Origin of the sequence: Gordonia paraffinivorans NBRC 108238 (genome assembly GCF_000344155.1) — a bacterium.
GTDB classification, from domain to species: Bacteria; Actinomycetota; Actinomycetes; order Mycobacteriales; family Mycobacteriaceae; genus Gordonia; species Gordonia paraffinivorans.
Genome location: NZ_BAOQ01000003.1, coordinates 31,501 through 53,918 on the forward strand (window position 1 = coordinate 31,501; position 22,418 = coordinate 53,918).

At 68.8% G+C, this 22,418-nt stretch carries 21 protein-coding genes; 11 read left to right on the forward strand and 10 right to left on the reverse strand.

Going from position 1 to position 22,418, the window contains the following annotated elements:
• The first annotated feature begins 36 nt into the window (after nt 1–36).
• The 4 genes from GP2_RS02005 to GP2_RS02020 all read left to right on the forward strand — a co-directional run bounded on the left by GP2_RS02005 (nt 37) and on the right by GP2_RS02020 (nt 4,106).
• Nucleotides 37–984: a carbohydrate kinase family protein gene (locus tag GP2_RS02005; RefSeq protein WP_040526234.1), complete on the forward strand. Its 948-nt coding sequence runs from the start codon at nt 37–39 to the stop codon at nt 982–984.
• Nucleotides 985–1,045: 61 nt separating this feature from the next.
• Nucleotides 1,046–2,368 carry a citrate synthase gene (locus GP2_RS02010; protein WP_006898787.1) on the forward strand — a complete coding sequence of 441 codons (1,323 nt, stop codon included), beginning with the start codon at nt 1,046–1,048 and terminating at the stop codon, nt 2,366–2,368.
• A 59-nt stretch (nt 2,369–2,427) separates the two neighbouring features.
• Entirely contained in the window at nt 2,428–2,796 is a 369-nt protein-coding gene (locus tag GP2_RS02015; protein ID WP_006898788.1) for an FKBP-type peptidyl-prolyl cis-trans isomerase, read from the forward strand.
• A gap of 14 nt (nt 2,797–2,810) precedes the next feature.
• Nucleotides 2,811–4,106, forward strand: a complete 1,296-nt coding sequence (locus GP2_RS02020) for a cryptochrome/photolyase family protein (RefSeq protein ID WP_006898789.1) — start codon at nt 2,811–2,813, stop codon at nt 4,104–4,106.
• Between the two features lie 29 nt (nt 4,107–4,135).
• Here GP2_RS02020 and GP2_RS02025 read toward each other — a convergent pair whose 3' ends face one another.
• The 5 genes from GP2_RS02025 to GP2_RS02045 form a co-directional block, all read right to left on the reverse strand.
• On the reverse strand, nt 4,136–5,356 hold the full coding sequence (locus GP2_RS02025) for an ABC transporter permease (RefSeq protein ID WP_006898790.1): 1,221 nt from the start codon (nt 5,354–5,356) through the stop codon (nt 4,136–4,138).
• The gene (locus GP2_RS02030) at nt 5,353–6,249 is read right to left on the reverse strand and encodes an ABC transporter ATP-binding protein (RefSeq protein ID WP_006898791.1); all 897 of its coding nucleotides are present in this window, start codon (nt 6,247–6,249) and stop codon (nt 5,353–5,355) included. Before GP2_RS02030 ends, GP2_RS02025 begins: the two co-directional genes overlap by 4 nt.
• The gene (locus tag GP2_RS02035; RefSeq protein ID WP_006898792.1) at nt 6,246–6,851 is read right to left on the reverse strand and encodes a hypothetical protein; all 606 of its coding nucleotides are present in this window, start codon (nt 6,849–6,851) and stop codon (nt 6,246–6,248) included. Before GP2_RS02035 ends, GP2_RS02030 begins: the two co-directional genes overlap by 4 nt.
• Nucleotides 6,848–7,177: a helix-turn-helix transcriptional regulator gene (locus GP2_RS02040; protein ID WP_006898793.1), complete on the reverse strand. Its 330-nt coding sequence runs from the start codon at nt 7,175–7,177 to the stop codon at nt 6,848–6,850. Before GP2_RS02040 ends, GP2_RS02035 begins: the two co-directional genes overlap by 4 nt.
• A 126-nt stretch (nt 7,178–7,303) precedes the next feature.
• Nucleotides 7,304–8,449 carry an NAD(P)-binding domain-containing protein gene (locus tag GP2_RS02045; protein WP_006898794.1) on the reverse strand — a complete coding sequence of 382 codons (1,146 nt, stop codon included), beginning with the start codon at nt 8,447–8,449 and terminating at the stop codon, nt 7,304–7,306.
• A 54-nt stretch (nt 8,450–8,503) separates the two neighbouring features.
• On the opposite strand from GP2_RS02045, the gene GP2_RS02050 reads away from it, so the two are divergent.
• Nucleotides 8,504–9,235: an enoyl-CoA hydratase gene (locus GP2_RS02050; RefSeq protein ID WP_006898795.1), complete on the forward strand. Its 732-nt coding sequence runs from the start codon at nt 8,504–8,506 to the stop codon at nt 9,233–9,235.
• Between the two features lie 110 nt (nt 9,236–9,345).
• The gene (locus GP2_RS02055) at nt 9,346–10,464 is read left to right on the forward strand and encodes an XdhC family protein (RefSeq protein ID WP_006898796.1); all 1,119 of its coding nucleotides are present in this window, start codon (nt 9,346–9,348) and stop codon (nt 10,462–10,464) included.
• Between the two features lie 231 nt (nt 10,465–10,695).
• Here GP2_RS02055 and GP2_RS02060 read toward each other — a convergent pair whose 3' ends face one another.
• From GP2_RS02060 to GP2_RS02075, 4 genes are all read right to left on the reverse strand, one after another.
• Nucleotides 10,696–11,787, reverse strand: coding sequence for a hypothetical protein (locus GP2_RS02060; RefSeq protein ID WP_006898797.1), 1,092 nt, complete (start codon nt 11,785–11,787; stop codon nt 10,696–10,698).
• Between the two features lie 170 nt (nt 11,788–11,957).
• Nucleotides 11,958–13,280 (reverse strand): D-arabinono-1,4-lactone oxidase, encoded by a 1,323-nt coding sequence (locus GP2_RS02065; protein ID WP_006898798.1) that lies wholly within the window; start codon nt 13,278–13,280, stop codon nt 11,958–11,960.
• Nucleotides 13,277–14,569 (reverse strand): alanine racemase, encoded by a 1,293-nt coding sequence (locus GP2_RS02070; RefSeq protein WP_040526236.1) that lies wholly within the window; start codon nt 14,567–14,569, stop codon nt 13,277–13,279. The genes GP2_RS02065 and GP2_RS02070 overlap by 4 nt, the downstream gene beginning before the upstream one ends.
• On the reverse strand, nt 14,553–15,167 hold the full coding sequence (locus tag GP2_RS02075) for a TetR/AcrR family transcriptional regulator (RefSeq protein ID WP_174320686.1): 615 nt from the start codon (nt 15,165–15,167) through the stop codon (nt 14,553–14,555). Before GP2_RS02075 ends, GP2_RS02070 begins: the two co-directional genes overlap by 17 nt.
• A 215-nt stretch (nt 15,168–15,382) precedes the next feature.
• On the opposite strand from GP2_RS02075, the gene GP2_RS02080 reads away from it, so the two are divergent.
• The 3 genes from GP2_RS02080 to GP2_RS02090 all read left to right on the forward strand — a co-directional run bounded on the left by GP2_RS02080 (nt 15,383) and on the right by GP2_RS02090 (nt 19,314).
• Nucleotides 15,383–16,561 carry an MBL fold metallo-hydrolase gene (locus tag GP2_RS02080; RefSeq protein ID WP_006898801.1) on the forward strand — a complete coding sequence of 393 codons (1,179 nt, stop codon included), beginning with the start codon at nt 15,383–15,385 and terminating at the stop codon, nt 16,559–16,561.
• Nucleotides 16,558–19,056 carry an HAD-IC family P-type ATPase gene (locus GP2_RS02085; protein ID WP_006898802.1) on the forward strand — a complete coding sequence of 833 codons (2,499 nt, stop codon included), beginning with the start codon at nt 16,558–16,560 and terminating at the stop codon, nt 19,054–19,056. Before GP2_RS02080 ends, GP2_RS02085 begins: the two co-directional genes overlap by 4 nt.
• 69 nt (nt 19,057–19,125) lie before the next feature.
• Nucleotides 19,126–19,314: an antitoxin gene (locus GP2_RS02090; RefSeq protein WP_006898803.1), complete on the forward strand. Its 189-nt coding sequence runs from the start codon at nt 19,126–19,128 to the stop codon at nt 19,312–19,314.
• A gap of 7 nt (nt 19,315–19,321) precedes the next feature.
• Here GP2_RS02090 and GP2_RS02095 read toward each other — a convergent pair whose 3' ends face one another.
• Nucleotides 19,322–19,960 carry a DNA-3-methyladenine glycosylase gene (locus GP2_RS02095; RefSeq protein WP_006898804.1) on the reverse strand — a complete coding sequence of 213 codons (639 nt, stop codon included), beginning with the start codon at nt 19,958–19,960 and terminating at the stop codon, nt 19,322–19,324.
• Between GP2_RS02095 and GP2_RS02100 the strand changes: the two genes are divergently transcribed.
• Together GP2_RS02100 and GP2_RS02105 are read left to right on the forward strand one after the other, a co-directional pair.
• On the forward strand, nt 19,938–20,375 hold the full coding sequence (locus GP2_RS02100; RefSeq protein WP_006898805.1) for a type II toxin-antitoxin system Rv0910 family toxin: 438 nt from the start codon (nt 19,938–19,940) through the stop codon (nt 20,373–20,375). The genes GP2_RS02095 and GP2_RS02100 overlap by 23 nt on opposite strands.
• Before the next feature lie 85 nt (nt 20,376–20,460).
• On the forward strand, nt 20,461–22,386 hold the full coding sequence (locus GP2_RS02105) for a substrate-binding domain-containing protein (protein ID WP_006898806.1): 1,926 nt from the start codon (nt 20,461–20,463) through the stop codon (nt 22,384–22,386).
• Nucleotides 22,387–22,418 lie beyond the last annotated feature (32 nt).

Genomic DNA, 22,418 nt, shown 5'->3' on the forward strand with positions numbered 1-22,418 from the left:
ACGGAATCGCGCACCCGCGGTGGCACACTGATGCCCATGAGGGAGATCGTCGTGTGCGGCGAGGCGCTCGTCGACGTCGTGGAACAACGTGTGCCGGACGCCCCGAACGACGGAACGCTCGCTCCGTTGCGGCCGGTACTCGGTGGCGGCCCGTTCAACACGGCGATCACATTGGGACGCTTGGGGAGTGCTGTCTCATTGTTGTCGGCGGTCTCCACCGACACCTACGGCGACGCCATCGTCGGCGCGCTGCAGTCCGCCGGTGTCGGGACATCCCTGCTGCAGCGACGCCCGGAGCCCACCTCGCTCGCCCTCGCGACCATCGGCGACGACGGTTCCGCGCGCTACACCTTCTACGTCGAGGGAACCGCCGACCGCCGCGTCGCCGACCCCGGCGGGCTCCCGCCGACGGTCCGCGCGGTGACGTTCGGGACGCTGTCGCTGGTCCTCGAACCCGGCGCGAGCGCCTACGAGGCCCTCATGCGCCGGTGCCACGACGAAGGCCGGTTGGTCGTCCTGGACCCGAACATCCGCGCGGCGGTGATCGACGACGCCGACGCGTATCGCCGGCGTTTTCGCAGGTGGCTGCCGTTCGTCGACGTCCTGAAGCTCTCCGACGAGGACGCGGCCTGGCTGGGCGAGGGGGTCGCTGGCAGCTCGGCGAGCCGATGGTTGGAGGAGGGCGTCGCGGCGGTGGTCACCACCTGCGGGTCGGCGGGCATCAGCGTGACGACGCCAGACCGTGAGATCACGGTGCCCGCGTGCGCCGTGGAGGTCGCCGACACGATCGGGGCCGGCGACAGCGTCCTGGGCGGGATCGTGCACCAGCTCGACCGACTGGGGGCGTTGTCACCCGATTCGGTTCGCGCACTGGACATCAGCCGATGGCGTGACGTCGCCGAATTCGCAGCTCAGGTGGCTGCGATCACGGTCTCGCGTCCGGGTGCAGACCCTCCTTGGGCAAGCGAGCTGAGAAGCGGCTAGTTTATAGCTGTGTGTCCTACCCGGACACTGTCAAAACTTCTGATTCGAATAAGGGGTTCGTGTGTCTGCTGAAACAGTCCCAGCCGACCAGGCGTCCGACACGGCCTCAGCGACCTTCACCTACCCCGGTGGAAAGCTGGAGCTCCCGATCCTGAAGGCCACCGAGGGGACAGACTCGGTCGCTCTCGGCAAGTTCCTGGCCGAGACAAACCTGACCACGTTCGACAGTGGGTTCATGAACACCGCGTCGACGAAGTCGGCCATCACCTACATCGACGGTGAGCAGGGCATCCTCCGCTACCGGGGCATCCCGATCGAGCAGCTCGCGGAGAAGTCGACCTTCATCGAGGTGAGCTACCTGCTCATCTACGGCGAGCTCCCGACCCCGACCCAGCTCGAGGAGTTCACCACCAAGATCCAGCGGCACACCCTGCTGCACGAGGATCTCAAGCGCTTCTTCGACGGCTTCCCCCGCAACGCGCACCCCATGCCGGTGCTGTCGAGCGCGGTGAACGCCCTGTCGGCCTACTACCAGGACTCGCTCGATCCCAAGGACGACGAGCAGGTCGAGCTGTCGACCATCCGCCTCCTGGCGAAGCTGCCGACCATCGCCGCCTACGCCTACAAGAAGTCGGCCGGTCAGCCTTTCCTGTACCCGGACAACTCGCTGAGCCTCGTCGAGAACTTCCTGCGGATGACCTTCGGCTTCCCGGCCGAGCCCTACGAGGTCAACCCGGATGTCGCCAAGGCGCTCGACATGCTGTTCATCCTGCATGCCGACCACGAGCAGAACTGCTCGACCTCGACCGTCCGCCTCGTCGGCTCGTCGCAGGCCAACCTCTTCACCTCGATCTCGGGCGGCATCAACGCCCTCTGGGGCCCGCTACACGGCGGCGCCAACCAGGCGGTCCTCGAGATGCTCGACGCCATCAAGGCCGACGGCGGCGACACCAAGAAGTTCATGGAGCGGGTCAAGAACAAGGAAGCCGGCGTCAAGCTGATGGGCTTCGGTCACCGCGTCTACAAGAACTACGATCCGCGCGCCGCGATCGTGAAGAAGACCGCCGACCAGATCCTGGAAACCCTCGGTGTCCAGGACGATCTGCTCGAGATCGCCAAGGGTCTCGAAGAGGTCGCCCTCAACGACGACTACTTCATCGAGCGCAAGCTGTACCCGAACGTGGACTTCTACACCGGTGTCATCTACCGTGCGATGGGATTCCCGACGCGCATGTTCACCGTTCTGTTCGCGTTGGGTCGCCTTCCGGGCTGGATCGCCCACTGGCGTGAGATGCACGAGGATCCGACCACCAAGATCGGCCGTCCGCGTCAGCTCTACACCGGCTACACCGAGCGCGACTACGTGCCGATGAGCGATCGCTGAGCCGCTCGGTCCGATCCGCCCGGAACATCGACTGACCGCCGACTCAAAGGAGAGTCCCAGTGACCAGCACCGAAAAGCCCGAGGTCGAGTTCCAGGCGGGTCCGCCGCCGTCCGAGCTGACCATCACCGACCTGATCGTCGGTGAGGGTGCCGAAGCCGTGCGCGGCGGCATCGTCGACGTCCACTACGTGGGTGTCGACTACGAGACCGGCGAGGAGTTCGACTCGTCGTGGGATCGTGGCCAGTCGGCCAACTTCCCGCTCGACCGGCTGATCCCCGGCTGGCAGGAAGGCATCCCCGGCATGAAGGTCGGCGGCCGCCGTCAGCTCACGGTTCCGCCGGAGCTGGCCTACGGGCCCGCCGGCGCGGGCCACCGGCTGTCGGGACGCACCCTCGTGTTCGTCATCGACCTGCTCGGGGTGGCCTGACGGCCACCAACCTGGTGTGGCTCAGGCGCGACCTGCGCCTGGGTGACCTACCGGCGTTACAAGCTGCCAGAGGGACCGACGATTCGTCGGTCCTTCTGTGCTTTGTGGTCGACCCTCGGCTGGAGCGGTCGTCGGGGGAGCGGCGGCCTGCGTTCCTGTTCGACTCGCTGCGCGAGCTCGACGACAAGCTCGACGGCCGGTTGCTGGTCGTGCGCGGGCGTCCCGACGAGGAGATCCCGCGTCTCGCGCGCGCCGTCGACGCGGAGGCCGTGCACATCTCGGCCGACTTCACCCCGTTCGGCAGACGCCGCGACGAAGCGGTCGCCGAAGCCCTCGGCGAGGTGCCGCTCGAGGCGACGGGATCTCCGTATCTGGTCTCGCCGGGACGTGTCACGAAGGACGACGGCGAACCGTACAAGGTGTTCACGCCGTTCTTCCGCCGGTGGCGCGACCACGGGTGGCGCAGGCCCGCAGAGTCCTCGGTGCCGTCCTCTGCGGTGGTCGACCCGGCGGACATCGCGAACAGCGGGCGGATCGCCGTCCCGAAGGCGCCGGTGAAGCTGTCCTTCCCCGCCGGGGAGGACGCCGCGCGGCAACGCTGGGCGGAGTTCGTCGACGCCGACCTCGCCGACTATGACGAGAGCCGCGACGACCCGGCCGCCGACGCGACCAGCCGGATGTCGGCATATCTGAAGTACGGCAACATCCATCCCCGCACGCTCGCCGTTGATCTCGGGAAAGGCAAAGGGGCGCAGGCGTATCTGCGCGAACTGGCCTTCCGCGACTTCTACGCCGACGTCCTCTGGCACTGGCCACACAGCTTGTGGCACAACTGGAATCGTCGGTTCGATGCCATCGAACTCGACACCGACGACGCGGCATATGAGCGATTCGAGGCGTGGAAGGCCGGTCGGACCGGCTTTCCCCTCGTGGATGCCGGCATGCGGCAGCTCAACGAGACCGGCTGGATGCACAACCGGGTTCGCATGATCACCGCGTCGTTCCTGGTGAAGGATCTCCACCTGCCATGGTGGTGGGGCGCGGAGTACTTCCTCGAGCAACTCGTCGACGGCGACATGGCCTCGAACAACCACGGCTGGCAGTGGGCTGCGGGCACGGGAACCGACGCGGCGCCGTACTTCCGGGTGTTCAACCCGCAGACGCAGGCGAAGAGGTTCGACCCGAAGGGCGAGTACGTCCGCCGCTGGGTCGGCGACGTGGAGGCCGACGACTACCCGGAGCCGATCGTCGACCACAGCGCCGAGCGGGCCGAGGCGCTGCGGAGGTACGGCGAGATCGGCGAGGCGTAGAAACGGTGCGCGCCATGTGCGTTCCTTTTCTACGAAATCCCCTTGAGCACCTCACCCCAGCTCATGCGCGATCCGGTGCGCAGGATTGATCGCTGGTAGATCCGCGCGGTCACCCAGGTCGCGGCGGCCGTGGCCAGTGCCATCAGCAGGAAGGTCACCACGATCTGCACGACGTCCGTGTCGCCGGTGGCGATGCGGATCGGCATGAGCGCCGCGCTGAACGGCGGAAGCCAGCTCAGCGTCTCGACGATCGTCGAATCCAGTGCCTGCACACCGAAGATCCCCGAGTACAGCACCGCCAGCGACAACACGGTCAGCGGCGCCGACGACGAGCTGAGTTCCTCCTGCCGGGAGACGATCGCGCCGGACGCGGCATAAAGGGACGCGAAGAACAAGAACCCGAGCACGAACCATGCCAGCGAGGCCGCGAACATGCTCACGGCCGCGCCGGGCACGGTGAGGATGCCGGTCGCCGTCCCCGCGATCACGGCGGTGGCGCCGAGCAGGACCACCTGCGTCAGCACGACGGCCCCGATGCCGATCACCTTGCCCCACATCAGATGCAGCGGCTTGATCGTCGCCAGCAGGAGCTCGACGACGCGCGAGGTCTTCTCCTCGACGACGCCGACGGCGACCATGGTGCCGCCCATCGTGATCGCGAGCATGAGCAGCACGAAACCGACCATGGCGATGACGATCCGCTGGCCCTCGTCGGGCCGGGCCGGGTCGATACTGGTCACGGTGACGTCGACCGCGGGCAGGGAGGCGGCGTCGATGCCCCGGTCGGCGAGCGCGCGGGACAGGGCCTCCTGGGACACCGCGGTGCGGATGGGCCCCTCGACGGCCGGGTCGGTCCCGTCCTTGCCGAGGATCACGTAGGAGCCGGCGGTATGGCCGGGGACGAGCGCGGCCGCGACGTCGCCGTCGGAGACGAACCGCCTGGCCTCGTCGACGGACGAGACGGGTTCCACATCGATGGTGGTGCCGGCAGAATCGGCGACGGCGACGATCGAGTCGGTGACCGATTGCGGCTGGGCGACGACGGCGATCTTCTCGGCGGAGTCGCCGCCGTCGAAGATCTTGAGCACGATCGCCCCCGCGATCAGCAGGACCATCAGCAGCCCGGTGCTGACCAGGAACGACTTCGTCCGCACGCGGGTGGTGATCTCGCGTTCGGCGACCAGCCGGATCGCCTGCGCCGCGCCGGCGGCAGGCGGGTTCTGGGTGGTGGGGTCGTGGAGCACGGTCATGCGGAGACCACCTCTCGGAAGAGTTCGGTCAGGGACGGGGCCGAGGTCGCGAAACGGTGGACGGGGCCATGTTCCAGTGCGGCGGCGAGGATCTGCTGGTCGTCTGCCAGCTGCGGGTCGATGAGCAGCCGGGTGGTCTCGCCGTACTCGACGTCGCGCACGCCGGGCAGGTGGTCGGCCCAGGCGGTGTCGGTACGCGGTCCGCTCACCTCGAGGGTGAGGCCGCTGCGTGTGCGCAGGTCCTCCACGGTGCCGAGCGCACGCATCTCGCCGCGGGCGATGATCCCGACCCGATCGCAGATCCGCTGCACGAGGTCGAGCTGATGCGAGGAGAAGATCACCGGGATGCCCTCGGCCGCCTTCTCCTTGAGGACGTCGCTCATCACGTCGACGGCGACCGGGTCGAGTCCGGAGAACGGCTCGTCGAGCACGAGCACATCGGGGTCGTGCACGAGTGCGGCGGCGAGCTGCACGCGCTGCTGGTTGCCGAGACTGAGGTCGGCGACGTCGTCGTCGAATCGGGAACCAACACCGAGGCGGTCGGCCCAGCGCCGCGCCGACTCCGCGGCCTCGGCGGTCTCCATCCCATGGAGTCTCGCGAGGAAGGTGAGTTGTTCTCCGACCTTCATCTTCGGGTACAGGCCGCGTTCCTCGGGCATGTAGCCGATGCGCCGCCGCAGATCGAGGTCGATGACGTCCTCGCCGATCAGCACGCGGCCCGCGTCGGGGGCGAGAACGCCGAGGATGATGCGCATCGTTGTCGACTTGCCGGCGCCGTTGCTGCCGACGAAGCCGAAGATCTCTCCGGGGGCGACATGAAAGGTCATGTCGCGCAGCGCGATCAGGTCGCCGTAGCGCTTGTGCAATCCGTCGACGATCAGTGGTGCGTTCATCGTTGGAGGTCCTCTCGGGCGGTGTCGGGAAGGGCGACGGGGAAGTCCTCGGGGTCGGGATCGGCCATCCACCAGGCGATGAGCATCGTCGGGACGCACACCGCGGTGAGGACGAGAGAGATGAGCAGGATCGCCGATCCGTAGACCCACTGGCCGGGAACCTCGTCCTGGGTGCTGAGGGCGATGAGCACGGCGTAGGGGATGAACATCGCTGCGGACAGGACGAAGAACCCGAACGACCGCGCCGAATTGCGTTGTGCCAGCTGGATCTCGTCGAGAGCGGTCACCGGCGCGTCGGCCACCGACCCGGTGACGATGCGCAGGATCGTGAGGATCGTCAGCACGGCGACGAGGCTGAAGCCGAACGGCAGGATGAACCAGGGCGTGCCGACGAACGCGAAGCCCGAGCTGACGATGACCAAGGCCAGCGCGCACAGGAGCGCGACCACGAGACGCCGGAACGATCGCCGGTTGCGCCACGAGGTCAACCGGTGGGCGTGCTTGGCGTTGAACGCCTGGTGCCGGCGACCCCGCCAGTCCTCGTAACGTCGCCAGACCTGTGGTTTTGCCTCTTCCGGGAACGCCGAGTTGGGGTCGTTCATCGTTCACCTCCGTTGTCGTTGGCGGCCGAGTCGGTTGCGGTCACGTCGCCTCCGGGTACCCGAGGTGCGCGTCGGTACAACTCGGCGGACATGGCGCCGAACGGCGTACGGCTGAACACGGCCTCCACCGGCAGGTCGAAGACATCGCAGATGCGGAACGCCAGGTCGAGGCTCGGGTAGTTGTCGCCCCGCTCGAGGGCGCCGACGGTCTGCACGTTGATGCCGACGAGCGCTGCGAGGTCGGCCCGGGACATCCCCCGCTCGGCACGCAGGACGCCGATGCGGTTGTAGATGGGGAGCTTTTCCCCACGCCGTATTGGACTCACCTCACTCAGTGTTGGGAAAACACAACAGGTTGTCAATAGTTAGGACGGCGAAAAGAGGTCGCTGCAGGTCAGCGGGCCGGACGGGCCGCGCGGCGCCGCCGGGACGGCGTGCGCCAGGAGGGATGCTCACCTCACGCCGAGTAACTCCGCTGCCACCCGGGCCGCCTCCCGGCCCGCCCGGTTGGCGCCGATCGTCGACGCCGACGGGCCGTAGCCCAGGAGCTGGACGCGCGGATCGGCCTCGACCACGGTCGCGAGGCGTCCGGTCATGACGATGCCGCCGCCGGGCGCACGAAGACGCAGGGGAGCAAGGTGGTCGAGCGCAGAGCGGAAGCCGGTGTTCCAGAAGATGACGTCGACGTCGAGGTGTTCGGGGTCGCCGCCTTCGGTGGTGCAATCCCAGCACACCCCGGTCTCGGTGATGCGGGTGAACATCGGCCGCCACTGCAGGATGCCGTCGCGCCGGGCGGCCGCGATCGTCGGGGTGAGCGCGAGGCCGGTCACCGAGACCACCGACGTCGGCGGCAGGCCGGCGCGGACACGGCGTTCGACGCGGGCCACGGCCTCGCGGCCCTGCTCCGGCGTGAACGGCTCCGGATCGAACACCGGCTCTCGCCGTGAGCACCAGAAGGTCTCGACGCCCGGGGCCTCGCGCGCGATCTCGATGAGCAATTGGATCGCCGAGATCCCCGCCCCGACGACGAGCACGCGCTGACCGGCGAACTCGGCGGGGCTCCGGTAGTCGTGTGTGTGCAGCTGGCGGCCCGAGAAGTCGGCCCTGCCCGGGATGTGGGGGATGAACGGCCGGTCCCACGTCCCGGTGGCATTGACGATGACGTCGGCGGTCACGCTCCGCCCGTCGCCGAGTTCCGCGCGGAACCCGTCACCGTCACGCCGGACCGAACGGACGTGGACAGGTCGGTGGACGTTGAGCCCGAATCTCGCCTCGTAGCGGCCGAAGTAGTCGGGCACCGCGGTCGCGGCGGGCAGGTGGTCGCAGTCGAGCCCCAGTGCGTCGACGATGCCCCAGCCCGGCAGGTCGTGGACCCGGTTGGCCGTGGCCAGGGTCAGCGACGGCCAGCGGAACTGCCAGGCGCCGCCGGGGCCGGGGGCGTGGTCGAGGACCTGGTAGCGCTCACCGAGACCGAAGCGGTGCAGGAAGTACGCCGCCGAGAGCGCGGCCTGGCCGCCGCCGATCACCAGGACGTCCGAGTGGTCGGCGATCTGTGCCGGGGGAGTGTCGCCGGGTGCGCTTGCGCCGGTGTTCTGCACGTCACCACCCTGTCATGACCGTCTGCACACGGTTCATCGGTAAGCTGTGCGACCATGATTCACTCCACCACCGACGGCGCCGTCGTCACCATCGAGCTGGACCGGGTCGAGAGGCGCAACGCCTTCAACGAGGAGCTGTTGACCGGCCTCGCCGACGCCTTCGACGCCGCGGTCGAAGGCGGTGCGCGGGCCATCGTGGTGACCGGGCGCGGTTCGGTGTTCAGCGCCGGCGCCGACCTCTCCGGCCCGGTGTACGACCCCGGCTTCCTCGAGAGACTGGTCGGGACGCTGGAGCGGATCGAGCGCACGCCCGTGCCGGTCATCGCCGCACTGAACGGCGCGGCCATCGGCGCCGGCGTGCAGCTGGCGATGGCCGCCGACCTGCGGGTGATGGCGCCCGACGCGATCGCCGCCATCCCGGCCGCGAAGATCGGTGTCGCCGTCGACGAATGGACCATCCGGCGGCTGGTCTCCCTGGTGGGGGCGGGACAGGCCCGCGGCATGCTCATCGGCTGCGAGCCGCTGAACGCCGACCGTGCACACGCACTGGGCTTCGCCAACCGGATCGGCGATCTCGCGGACGCACAGCACTGGGCCGCGACCATCGCCGAGTTCGCGCCGCTCACCCTGCAGCACTACAAGCTCGTTCTCAACGGCGACGGCGCACGTGATCCCGCTCCGGCCGAGCGGGATGCCGCCATGCGTCGCGCCTGGGAGAGCGACGACATGCTCGAGGGGCGCGCGGCGCGCCAGGAGAAGCGCGCTCCCCGATTCGTCGGACGCTGAGCCGACGCGTTCGCGGCCGTCGGCGATGACCCGCGTGCGCCGCTGAGGCCGACCGGCGCCGGGGCGCCGACGGCGGGCACGTCGTGCCGGGCGCGTGCACACTGGACTGCATGCGCGACATCCTGCCCGAGCTCGTCGGCCTCCTGACCGGGGCCGACGCCCGGCCGGTGGCGCTGTGCCGCGTCGTGTCGACGGCGGGTTCGGTGCCGCGCGACTTCGGGGCGGCGATGGTCGTGACCGCCGACGACACCGTGATCGGCTCGGTCTCGGGCGGATGCGTCGAAGGCGCGCTCGTGCACACCGCGCGGCAGGTCCTCGACGACGGCACCGCGGTGGTCGAATCGTTCGGCGTCGCCGACCCGGAAGACCCGGCACCGGGACTGACCTGCGGAGGGCAGATCGAGGTCCTCGTCGAGCGGGTGGAGGCGAGCCCCGAACGGCTGCGGCAACTCACGCTTCTCGTCGATGCGCTCGACGCCCACCGGCCGATCGCACTCGCCACGACGCTCACCGGGCGACCCGACTGGTATCTCGGCACGTCGGAGACCCACGAGCCGTGGCGCCGCCTCGACCGCGACGTCGCCGACATGCTGGCGACCGGACGCAGCGGCATCATCGGCGTCGACGACTGCGAGACGGCCGATCCCGCCGACGCTCAGGAGCGTCCCCGGACCTTCGTGCAGAGCTTTGCGCCGCCCGCGCGCCTGATCCTGGTGGGCGCCAACGACTTCGTCCGCGCGCTGAGTTCGCTGGGTGCGCGGCTCGGCATGCGGGTGACCGTCGTCGACGCCCGTCCGGTGTTCGCCACCCGGCAGCGGTTTCCCGACGCGGACGAGGTGGTCGTCGGCTGGCCGGACCGTTACCTCGCCGAGCAGCTCCGGGGCGGGCGCGTCGGCACGACGACTTCCTTGTGCGTGATGACCCACGATCCCAAGTTCGACGTGCCGACCCTGCGAACAGCCCTGCAGTCGGGCACATTCGGGTTCATCGGCGCGCTCGGATCGCGGCGGACAGTCGACGATCGCAACCGTCGCCTCCGTGAGGAGGGCGTTCGCGAGCAGCAACTCGCTCGACTGCGGTCGCCGCTCGGACTCGACCTGGGCGCCCACACCCCGGACGAGGTGGCGGTGTCGATCGCGGCACAGCTCATCGCCGAACGCCAGGGCGCCTCGGCGGCGCCGTTGCACGTGACGACCGGGCCGATCCATCACAGCCGGCCTCCTGGTTGAGTATTGCGAGGATGACCTAGGCCACTGTGTCGAACCAAACAGGCGTTGGTACGCAGTACACCGAAACCAACAGCAGGAATTTGTTCGTGGTCAGATGAGCGACGTCGGAGCGATTGGTGGCGGGTGGTCAGTTGCGCACCGCGTCGGGCTTTGCGAGCTTAGAACCCGATCGGTGGGCGCGGTCAGTCGGAAATGCTCAGTACCGCCTGTAGTCCGGGGTCCGTGCTTGGCCTACGACAATCTTGCGATTGCGGCGGCTTTGGCAGCTTTGAACTCGTCGTCATCGAGTAGGCCACGCAGGTGCATATCAGCGAGTCTTTCCAATTCGTCGGCCAAACCGACACCGGCTGTATTGGCTTCGGATACAGGCGTCGATGCCGGTCGCTCGTGAACCACCACCTGAGGACGCTTGTATTCCATGATTCTCTGTTGCAGTTCGTTCAAAGTCGGCTGAGCTTCCCGGTAAGTTGGCTTTCCCAGGGGAAGGCAATTCGACAGCGTGTAAGGGTCGTCGCTTGCCTGAGTGCGTGATTTGTTCGTGGACCGCCAGAAATCGTGGTTTCCGGACCCCTGGTAGCTCGGGGTCAGCACTTCTAGGACGCCGTTCACGAATCCTCCGTTGTACTCGATGTTTGTGATCTCGGCGTACGGAAATGTTGTCTCTCGGCCACCGCCAAGCGATCCGGCCATGAAACTGGTCATTCCCCCGGTCTTACTTATCAATAGGCGGTCTTCGAATGCTACGAGTCTTCCCCCGCTTCCGGCGTTGATTATGAACCAAGGCAATTCATTTGGGCGTGAGTGACGGTCGATGTCCTCCCACCACTTGTCTTTCATTGGTGAGCCGAAGATCTCGACCTGATCGCGCCTACTGATCCGATCCTTTTCGGCCTGGAGTGATGCGCTCGTTTCGTGACGTCGCTCGGCCAATTCTCGAGCAACCTGGGGGTCAACTCCGGTCCTGTGCAGATACTCGGCGTAGTAGCGCGCGAAGTCCACTTCCTCCTTATGGAGGAGCCCGAAATTGACCTCGCCCTCGTCTGTCAGGACGCGCATGCTCGTGCTGCCCGCCTTGGTTGGGAACTCGACTGCGCGCACTTGGTCCGCAAAGACCTCAACGGGAATGCGCTGCTGAGCGTTCTGTCCAGCAGGATAGAAGCCGATTATCCTGGCGTTCGTGATCGCAGTACCGACGGTCACCGGTTTGAATCGTGTTGCATTGGTGATTGCCCAGATTGTCTCGCCTGGTAACAAGTCGGCGGCCAGAGTAGCGCACCACTTCTCTGCCTTCTTCTCTTTAACCTTTGGGCTGCGCTCTGCCACCTCGACCACCTCCGATAGAACCGCTGATTCAGTCATGATCACATACGTAACCGACGAATTTCGCTGAAACCTTGTGCGCTATTAGGCTGCGCCCAGGGAAGTGGTATGCGGTCACCGCGGATAGCTCGAGGCCGCGCTCGACGCGTCGTCGAACCGTGAACCTGTGCGCCTCAGTCGCCGAGCACCCGGCGCAGGTATCCGTTCGCGAACACCCGCGACGGATCGAAACGATCTCGCACGCTCAGGAATTCGTCGAAACGGGGGTAGACGCTCCGCAGGTACTCGGCATCGCGCGTGTGCATCTTGCCCCAGTGCGGGCGTCCGCCGACCGCGGTCAGGATCGCCTCGACGTCGGCGAAGTAGGCGTCGGAGTCGGCCGGGTCGTCGCGGTGGTAGCGGTGGACGGCGATGTAGCCGCTGGTGCGTCCCGACGCCGTGGACAGCATGAGGTCGTCGGCGGCCGCGGCGCGCACCTCGATCGGGAAGCTGACCCGGTATCCCCGCCGGTCGATCATCGAGCGGATCTCGCGCAGCGCATCGGGCACGTCCTCGAGCGGGATCGCGTACTCCATCTCGCGGAAGCGGACGTCGCGATTCGAGACGAACACCTTCGTCGAGGCGTCGGTGAGCTCGCGCGCCGAGAGGCTGCGCCCGGCGAACGCGTTGATCTTCGGAACCAGGCCCGGTGCGCGCCTGCCGATCTCGCACAACAGCCGGAACACCTTGTTGCTCAGCAGCTCGTCGTCGAGGTAGCGGCGGAATCCCGACGGCCCGCTCACCGCGGCGTCCGCGGGCAGGCGCGTGTTGGTCTTCACCAGCGCGCAGTCGGTGTGGGGGAACAAGTAGAACTCGTGGTGGTCGGCCGCTGCGACCCGGTCGAGGAAGCCCTCGATCGCCTCGGTCGCCGACGCCGGTCCCTCCACCGCGTGCAGCCGGAAGTCGTCCACGCAGTTCAGCGTGATCTCGACGAGCACGCCCAGCGAGCCGAGACCGAGTGCAGCGGCCGGGAAGTCGGGATCCTCGGGGCCCAGTCGCACGATCTCGCCCGTGCCGTCCACCAGGGTGACCGCGGCGATCTGGGTGGCGATGCCGCCGAACGCCAGTCCGGTGCCGTGGGTTCCGGTGGAGGTCGCGCCGGCGATGGTCTGCCGGTCGACGTCGCCGAGGTTGGCCATCGCGAGACCATGCGGCGCCAGCAGCGCGGGGATCTCGTGCAGGTGGGTGCCGGCCTTCAGGGTGACCTGCTTGCCGTCGACGCCGACGAGGCCACGCAGACCGGACAATTCGAGCTGCACGTCGTCGGCGACGGCGATGGGGGAGAAGCTGTGTCCCGCGCCGACCGTCTTGACCGTCCCGCCGCGTTCGGCGGTCTCGCGCACGATCGTCGCGATCTCCTCGGCGCTCGACGGCGAGATCACCCGGTTCGGTGTGCAACTCGCGGTGCCGCCCCAATTGCGCCAGCGGTCCGCCGGACTCGCCGTGGTCGCCTTCACAGGAAGCACTTCCCCTCACCCCGGTAGGTCGGGATCACCTCGGTCACGACTGCGCGTCCGGCGTCGTCGAGGTCGATCACGGCCACCTGCCGGGCGCGCTCGCAGACCTCACCGGACTTGGTGTGCCGGAACCATACTCGATCACCGACGGCGAGTGCGGAAGCGGCACGTCCGCGCAGCGGGGTCTGGACCTCGCCGGCGGCCTCGGCGCCGAGGTAGTCGAGGCCGCGCGGCCACACCGGCTTCGGGAGCCGGTCGGCGCCGGGCGGGCCCGACGCGATCCAGCCGCCGCCGGCGCAGGTGACGATGTCGCGCGCGGGCCTGCGGACCACGTCGAGTCCGAACGCCAGCGCGGGCGCGGGCCGGAAGTGGGCGTAACCGTCGAAGAGGTGACCGCCGAAAAGGCCGCTGCCGGCGGCGATGTCGGTCACCGAGCGATCGCGCGCGGTCTCTTCCAGCGAGCCCGTGCCGCCCCCGTTGACGAACTCGAGGTCGGCGAGCTCCCGGAGTTCGGCGATGACCTTGCCGCGCCGGCGGCGGAGCTCGGCCATCGAACGACGCTGCATCAGCGAGACGACCTTGTTCATCGCGGCGCGGCCGGGCACCCTGTTCGCGACCCCGGCCACCTGCGCCTCGTAGGACATGACCCCGACCAGGTCGAAGCCGTCACGGGCGGCGACGGTCCGGGCGAGGTCGAGGGCCTCCCGTCGTGAGTGGACCGGCGACCTGCGGACGCCGACGTGGACGCGACCGCCGAGCAGCCGGTACGAGGCGTCGAGGTCGAGGGCGACGCGCACCGGGCGGCGCGATGCGGGCGGTGCGACGAAGTCGACGATGTCGAGCTGGTCGACCGAGTCGACGAGCAACGTCACCCGCGACGTGGCGACCTCGTCGGTCACGAAGGCCGCGAGCGCATCCCGCCGCACCGTCGGATAGCCGACGAGGACGTCGGCGATGTCGGTGGTGGTCGCCAGCCAGTGCGCCTCGGCGAGGTCGTAGGCCAGCACGCCGTGGAACCCTGGGCGCGTGGCGAGGTCGGCGACGACCGACCGGACCCGCAGCGACTTGCTGGCGATTCGGATCGGGACGCCGGAGGCGCGTCGGAGCAGATCGGCGGCATTGTGCTCGAGCGCCGACCGGTCGAGGGCGAGCACCGGGGCGTCGAGCCCGGCGTCGCGGACCGCCTGATCGATTGCGGCCCAGTATCCGTCGGGGTCGCGCACCCACAGTCCGTCGCCGAGCGGGCCTCGCGCGGAGGGGTCGGGCCGACGGTCAGTCGACTGTGACATAGGTCGACAGCTGATCGGAGACGGCGCCGATGATCGAGTCGATCACCTTCTCGTCCCCGGTGCTCAGGTGGATCAGGGTGATGGAGTTGGTCGCGGCGATGACGAACGGCCCGAGCTCCTCGACGGGGCGGTTCCAGGTGACCGGGGCGTTGTCGGAGATGGCCCGGAGGCCCTCGGCCGCGATGCGGTAGAGCTCGCGGTACATCGTCTGCCCGACTTCCTGCAGCTCCGGGTGGTTGTGGGCGTAGATGCCCAGCGCGATCGCCGCCTGCATGCGGCCCGGGTCGGCCTTGAGCAGGTCGTAGAACGCGTGGAACTGCCGTTCCATGTTCCGGCGGATGACCTCTATGGTCGTGGGCTCTTCGTAGTCGGCGGCGGGGAGCACCGCGTTGAGCATCCGTTCGATGTCGACGGGTACCGCCTGCTCCATGACCGCGTTCAGCAGCGCGGTGCGGCTCTCGAAGGCGTAGTGGAAGCTCGCGAGGGGCATACCGGCGTGTGCGCAGATCCGGCGGGTGGTGGCACCCTCCACGCCGTGATCGGCGATCACGCGGTAGGCCGACTCGATGAGCGCGCGACGACGTTCTTCAACGGACATCCGGGCCACGACGGTCTACCTTCGGGTGAGCATGCGCCAGCGCATGTGGTCTGAACGGTTTCGCGAAGCTTAGCAGTGCGATAAGGGCCGTCAGCGCGGTTCACCGCCGAAAACGCACGGATCGTCCCATCGCTCACGAGTGCCCGGGGCCCGTCGGCAGGCCGTGCCCCGCGGGATCGCGCCTGCCGACCTTCACTGTCCGAACGCACTAGTGTGTGATCGTGACCTCGAACGTCGGACGGACCACGGAATCGGCCTCGCGGGTACTCGGGCGGGTGACCTCGGCGGGGGCCATGATGGCCGACCTCGCCCTCGAACGTCTCGCCGCCGGCGGTGTCGGACCCGCGCGTGCGGTGGGCGCGAGCCGTGAGGAGATCGCACCGCACGTCCGAAACTCGCCGCATCAGCGCGACGGGGTGTTCGACAATCCCGAGCCGCAGAGCTCCATCGATCCCGACCTGCAGGTTCTCACCGAGATGGCACGCCGGCCGGGCCGGCCGCGGCGTCCGGTCATGGTCACCACCCCGCGGTTCGGGGCGCCGGCCCCGCTGGCGGTCACCTGGCTCGGGCACGCGACCGCGGTCGTCGACGTCGACGGAGCCCGGATCATCACCGACCCGGTGCTGAGCCGCCGCTGCTCGCCGAGCCAACTCATCGGACCGGCCCGGATGCACCCCGCGCCGGTGGCGGCGCGCCGGCTCCCGCCGATCGACGTCGTGGTCATCAGCCACGACCACTACGACCACCTCGACATGGACACCGTCACCGCCATCGCGGCCGGCCAGCCCGATGCCGTTTTCGTGACGACGATCGGGGTCGGCGCGCACCTCATCGCCTGGGGAATCCCGGAAAATCGTATCCGGCAGGCGGATTGGTGGGAGGAAATCGTCGTCGGCACGCCCGCCGGCGACCTGCGGTTCACCTGCGGGCCGGCCCGTCACTTCTCCGGACGCTGGTTGGCCCGCAACCTCACCCAGTGGGGCAGCTGGGCGATCAGGGGGCACACGCACAAGGTCTTCTTCTCCGGCGACACCGGGCACACCGAGCGGTTCGAGGACCTGGGAGCGCGCCTGGGGCCGTTCGACCTGACCCTCATCGCCGTCGGCGCCTACGACGAGATGTGGCCCGACATCCACGTCAACCCCGAAGAGGCGCTGTCGGTGCATCGCATGGTGTCACCCGGCGCCGGCGCGGACTCGGTGATGATCCCGATCCATTGGGGGACGTTCAATCTCGCCCGTCACCCGTGGGGTGAGCCCATCGCGCGACTGCAGGCCGGGACGCGCCGCGGGGACCCGACTGTGCTGGTCCCGCAGCCCGGTGGTTCGATCGACCTCGAACACCGCACCGGAACCGGTGTGGCGCATCCGAGTTGGTGGGAGGTTTCGGCGTGAGCACCACGGCTGAGACGATCGATCCGGGGTTGTCCGCGCAGGAGGTGGCCCAGCGGGTCGCCGAGGGCAAGGTCAACACCCTGCCCGACAAGTCCGGCCGGACCGTCGCCGACATCGTCCGCGCCAACGTCTTCACGCGCATCAACGCGATCCTCGGCATCCTCTTCGCGATCGTCGCCTTCACCGGATCGTTCATCAACGGCCTGTTCGGCCTGCTGATCATCGCCAACTCGGGCATCGGCATCATCCAGGAGGTGCGCGCCAAGCGCACTCTCGACAAGCTCGCCATCGTCGGCCAGACGCGTCCCCGCGTCCGGCGCGAGGGCAAGGTCACCGAGGTGGCCCCCGACGAGGTGGTCCTCGACGACATCATCGAGATCGGCGCGGGCGATCAGATCGTGGTCGACGGCGAGATCGTCGAGGCCACCGCGCTCGACGTCGACGAGTCGCTGCTGACCGGCGAGGCCGACCCCATCGACAAGGCTCCCGGCGACCGCGTCCTCTCCGGCAGTTTCGTCGTCGCCGGCGGCGGCGCCTACCGGGCGACCAAGGTCGGCGCTGACGCCTATGCCGCGCAGCTGGCCGCCGAGGCGTCGAAGTTCACGCTCGTCTCCTCCGAGCTCCGCGCGGGCATCGACCAGATCCTCAAGGTCATCACCTGGCTGCTCATCCCGGCCGGCATCCTGACCATCGTCAACCAGCTGTTCATCAGCGAGAACGGCCTCAAGCAGGCGCTGCTCGGCATGGTCGCGGCCCTCGTGCCGATGGTGCCCGAGGGGCTGGTGCTGATGACCTCGATCGCCTTCGCGGTCGGCGTCGTGCGGCTCGGCCAGCGTCAGTGCCTCGTCAACGAGCTCCCCGCGATCGAGGGCCTCGCCCGCGTCGACGTCGTGTGCGCGGACAAGACCGGAACGCTCACCGAGAACGGCATGCGCCTGTCGGAGCTGCGCATGGTCGGCGACGTGCCGGACGAGGACGCCGCCCGGGCGCTCGGAGCGCTCGCCGCACACGATCCGCGCCCGAATGCCTCCATGCAGGCGATCGCCGAGGCCTACCCGACGCCGCCGGCGTGGACGGTGTCGGCGATCAAGCCGTTCACCTCGGCCACCAAGTGGAGCGGCATGTCCTTCCACGACGAGTCCGGCGCCGCGATGGGTCACTGGATCGTCGGCGCGCCCGACGTGCTCCTCGACCCGGCGGGCGAGACCGCCCAACTCGCCTCCGACATCGGCGCGACCGGTCTGCGGGTGCTCCTGCTCGCCCGCACCGACGTCCCTGTCGACACCGAACCCGGCGATGGCGCGATCGCGCCCGGCCACGTCGAACCGGTCGCGCTCGTCCTGCTCGAGCAGCGTGTCCGTCCCGACGCCCGCGACACCCTCGAGTTCTTCGAACGCCAGAACGTCGCGGTCAAGGTCATCTCCGGCGACAACGCGCGCTCGGTCGGCGCGGTCGCCGAGTCGCTCGGCCTCGGCTCCGTGGACACCTCGGTCGATGCGCGCCGACTCCCATCGGACACGGACGAACTCGCCGAGGCCGTCGAGGAAGGGGTCACCTTCGGGCGGGTCCGTCCCGACCAGAAGCGGGCCATGGTCAAGGCGTTGCAGTCGCGCGAGCACACCGTCGCGATGACCGGTGACGGCGTCAACGACGTGCTCGCGCTGAAGGACGCCGACATCGGCGTCGCGATGGGATCGGGTAGCTCGGCCGCCCGATCGGTGGCGCAGATCGTGTTGCTGGACAACAAGTTCGCCACCCTGCCCTACGTCGTCGGCGAGGGTCGCCGCGTCATCGGCAACATCGAGCGCGTCTCCAACCTGTTCCTCACCAAGACCGTGTACGCGGTGTTGCTGGCGCTCTTCGTGGGCATCGGCGGCGTGCTGGGCAAGCTGTTCGACACCGAGCCGCTGAGCTACCCCTTCCAGCCCATCCACGTGACGATCTCGGCCTGGTTCACCATCGGCATCCCGGCGTTCATCCTGTCGCTGGCGCCCAACAACGAACGCGCTAGGCGCGGCTTCGTGCGCCGCGTGCTGCTGACCGCCGTCCCCAACGGCATCATCGTCGGCCTCTGCACCTTCGTCACCTACGTGATCGTCAATCCGGGCGGACCCGGCGTCCAGGTGGGCGGTGACAGCGTCAACCTCTCGCCGGAGCAGACGCAGGCGGCCACCGCGTCGCTGATGACCCTGATCGCGGTCGCGGTCTACGTCCTCGCGGTCGTCGCGCGCCCCTACACCTGGTGGAAGGTGCTCCTGCTGGCCGTGTCGGCAGGAGCCTACGTGCTGATCTTCTCCTGGCCGTTCACCCAGGACCTGTTCGAGCTCGACTCGTCGAACTGGACGATGAACTCGGTCGCGTTCGTGTCGGCCGCCGTCGGCATCGCACTGGTGGAGGTGGTCTCTCGTCTGGCGCCGCGGTGGATCGCCGCGCACGATCCGCACCACGTGCATCCCGCGGATCGCGACGCCGAACCGGTGACGCCGACCGCGTGAGTCCGCGCTGAACGCGGATAGACTCACGCGGTGGCCGGAAGGAGTCCGGCCCGTCGACCCAGGAGAGACATGGATCTGAAGGGCCTCGTCAACAAGGCGCGCGACACCCTGCGCAAGAACCCGGACCTCATCGAGAAGGGCGGCGACGCCATCGACAAGGCCACCGGCAACAAGTACGCCGAGCAGGTGGACAAGGCGCAGGACGCCGTCCGCAAGGCGGTCGGAGCCGAGCAGAAGGCGCCCGAGAACGACAAGTGACGGGCTGTCACCCTCCGGCGCGCGGATGGCGCCGGTAGGGCGACACCGACGGGTGGCCGTCGATGTGGAACCGCCACTGCCGGTCCGCGGCGAGCCGGACCCCGACACGGGGGCCGGCGACCACCCGCATCCGACCCGGCCGACGGCTCGCGGTCTCCAGTCGCACCGGGGACGCGGGGTCGGTGAGGTCCGTGTCGAGATCGTCCATCGTGATCCCCAGAGCCCGGCACAGATTTCCCGGGCCGCGGGCGAGATGCGCGTCGGGCACCGGCGTCGACCGCGTCGCATGCCGCCGTTCGCGTGCGATCTCCGCGCCGCCGACCACCTCGCCCGCCCGCAACAGGACCGCCGCGGCGGGACCGGTGCCGCGCACAACGATGTTGGCGCAGTGGTGGCCGTGGATGCGGTAGACGTACAGCCGTCCCGGCGGGCCGTACATGATCTCCGAGCGGGGCGTGCGCGTGTAGGCGTGCGACGCCGGGTCGTCCGGGCCCGCATAGGCCTCGACCTCGGTGAGCACGATCGTCACCCCGTGCCCGACCAGTCGGGCGCCGAGGAGTCCGCGCGCCTGTTCGGCCACCGGTGCGGTGGCCCGCGTCACGGGGACATTAGGCTCTGGGGCCATGGCGAAGACGAGCAACTCCATCGAGATCGGGCTGTCCCCGGAAGATACCTGGGCCGGGTTGACGGATCTCTCCCGGTATCCCGAGTGGCTGGTGATCCTCGAGGGCTGGAACGGGCCGATCCCGACTTCCGCGGAACTCCGGAAGGGCACCAAGGTCTCCTCGATCTTCGACATCAACGGCTTCCACTGGAAGTTCGACTGGGTGGTCGAGAAGCTCGACCACGCCTCGCACGTGCGTCTCAAGGGCAAGGCCAAGGCCGGGATCAAGGCGAAGCTGGACCTGGGCGTGGCTCCCACCGCCAAGGGAACCGAAGTAACGTTCACAGTTGATCTGGGTGGGCTGCCGCTCATCGGTCCCGTGGGCAAGGCCGTCGCGGAGATGGTGTCGGGGGACCTGACGAAGTCGCTGCAGCAATTCCGGGAAGTATTCGAGTGACGCGCCGCGTCGGGGGCTTCGATTGTCGGCGCTGATGCGTCGGGCGGTGTGAGGGCACCGCCGCACGAGGGGAACGAGAACATCTATGGGGCGTCACAGCTCAGACGGCGATCGCGCGGGCAACGAGTGGAGCCGGTCGGAGAAGAATCCGGCGGCGAGGAATCAAGCAGGGCAGAATCCAGCAGGGCAGAACCCGACAGGACGGGCCACCGGCGGGTTCCGCGCTGCGGGTGACCCCGGACGCCCCCGTGCCGAGAGCGACACCGGGCGCTCCCGCGCCGCATCCGACACCGGGCGCTCCCGCGGCGCATCCGACAGCGGCGGTTTCCGGGCCGCGTCGGGCAGCCCCCGCGCGTCGGACACCGGGGGCTTTCGTCCGGCCGCCGACGCGGGCGACGACGATTTCGGTTTCGAGCACCGCGAGCCGCGGACCGGTCGCCGCAGTCCGTGGCTGTGGGGCATCGTCGCGCTGGTGGTCGTCGCGGGCCTCGTGACCGGATTCGTCATCTGGAAGACCAGTACGTCGGGATGCGGCGAGCGCACCAAGGTGGCGGTCGTCTCCGACGCCGCGATGACCAACGCGCTGAGCGAGGTGGCGCGGCAGGCGTCGAAGGCCTCCTGCTTCGATTTCGACGTCAAGACCGCGGCCGGCGCCGACGTGCCGGGCCTGATGACGCAGGGCGCCGCGGCGCCGGACCTGTGGGTCGCGGACTCCCAGGTACAGGCCCGCCGGGTGACGACGCAGGTGCGTCGTGAACTCGACCTCGTCTCCCCGTCGATCGCCTCGACCCCGGCGGTCGTCGTCGGCAGCGACGTACCCGAGCTGCAGACCTGGGTCGACGTCATGAAGCTGCCGAACCTCCGAACCGGCAGCCCGATCGACACCAGCACCGGCGACGCCCCGATCATCGGCGCCCTCGCGGCCGTCGACGCGGGCGAGCTGACGAACGAGAAGTTCACCGAGGCGATGACGGTGCTCGCCGTGCAACAGAACAATGCGCGCCTGCAGAACGACAGCGAGGGCGCACGGCTCAACCTCGCCGACCGCGAAGGTGTGCCGGTGGTGACCACCGAGCAGCAGTACCAGCAGTTCGTGCGCACCCACCCGGGATCGGAGCTGAAGTCGAGCGTCCCGGAGTCGGGCACCGTCACCCTCGACTACCCGCTCGTGAACACCGCGGCGACGGCCCGGCAGGAGGTCGCCGCCGAGGCCGGAGCGGCCCTGGTGGCCGCGCTCGATTCGGAGACGGGCCGCAAGGCGCTCGCGGACGCCGGGTACCGCGACCCCGAGGGCAACGGGGTGGGCGAGCCGGTCAAACGCCTCCAGCTGGGAGATCCTGCCTCGGTGGACAAGGCGCTGCGCCAGTGGCAGGTTCTCGGCGTGCCGATCCGCAGCCTGGTGGTGCAGGACACCTCGGGTTCGATGGCAGCGGCGGCCGGCGGCGCGACGCGCGCCGAACTGCTGATCGAGGCGTCGAAGACCGGCCTGAAGCTGTTCCCCAACAACACGCAGATCGGCGGTTGGGCGTTCAGCGTCGACAAGGGCGGCAACGGCCAGGACTGGGTGGAGATGGCTCCGATCAAGCGCCTCGACGCACCCTCCGGCCGCGGCACCCACCGCGAGGCCCTCGCCGAGGCCGTCGAGGACGGGTTGTCGGATCTCGGTGGCGGCACCGGCCTGTACGACACGACGCTGGCCGCGTTCAAGAAGGTCCAGGACACCTACGACCCCAACTACTCCAACAGCGTCATCGTCATGACCGACGGCCAGAACGACGACCCGAACAGCATCACGCTCGACGAGTTGCTGGCCGAGCTCAAGCGCCTCGAGGACCCGGCACGCCCGGTGCTCGTCCTGACCATCGGAATCTCCGACGACGCCGACACCGAGGCGCTCGCGAAGATCGCCGAGGCCACCGGCGGCACCACCTACGTCGCGAAGGACGCCGCCGACATCCGCACCGTGTTCGTGGACGCGATCCAGGCGCGCGTCGCGGCCGCCGGTCGCTGACGCGCCGGGGCGCGGGTGGGATCACCGGAGTG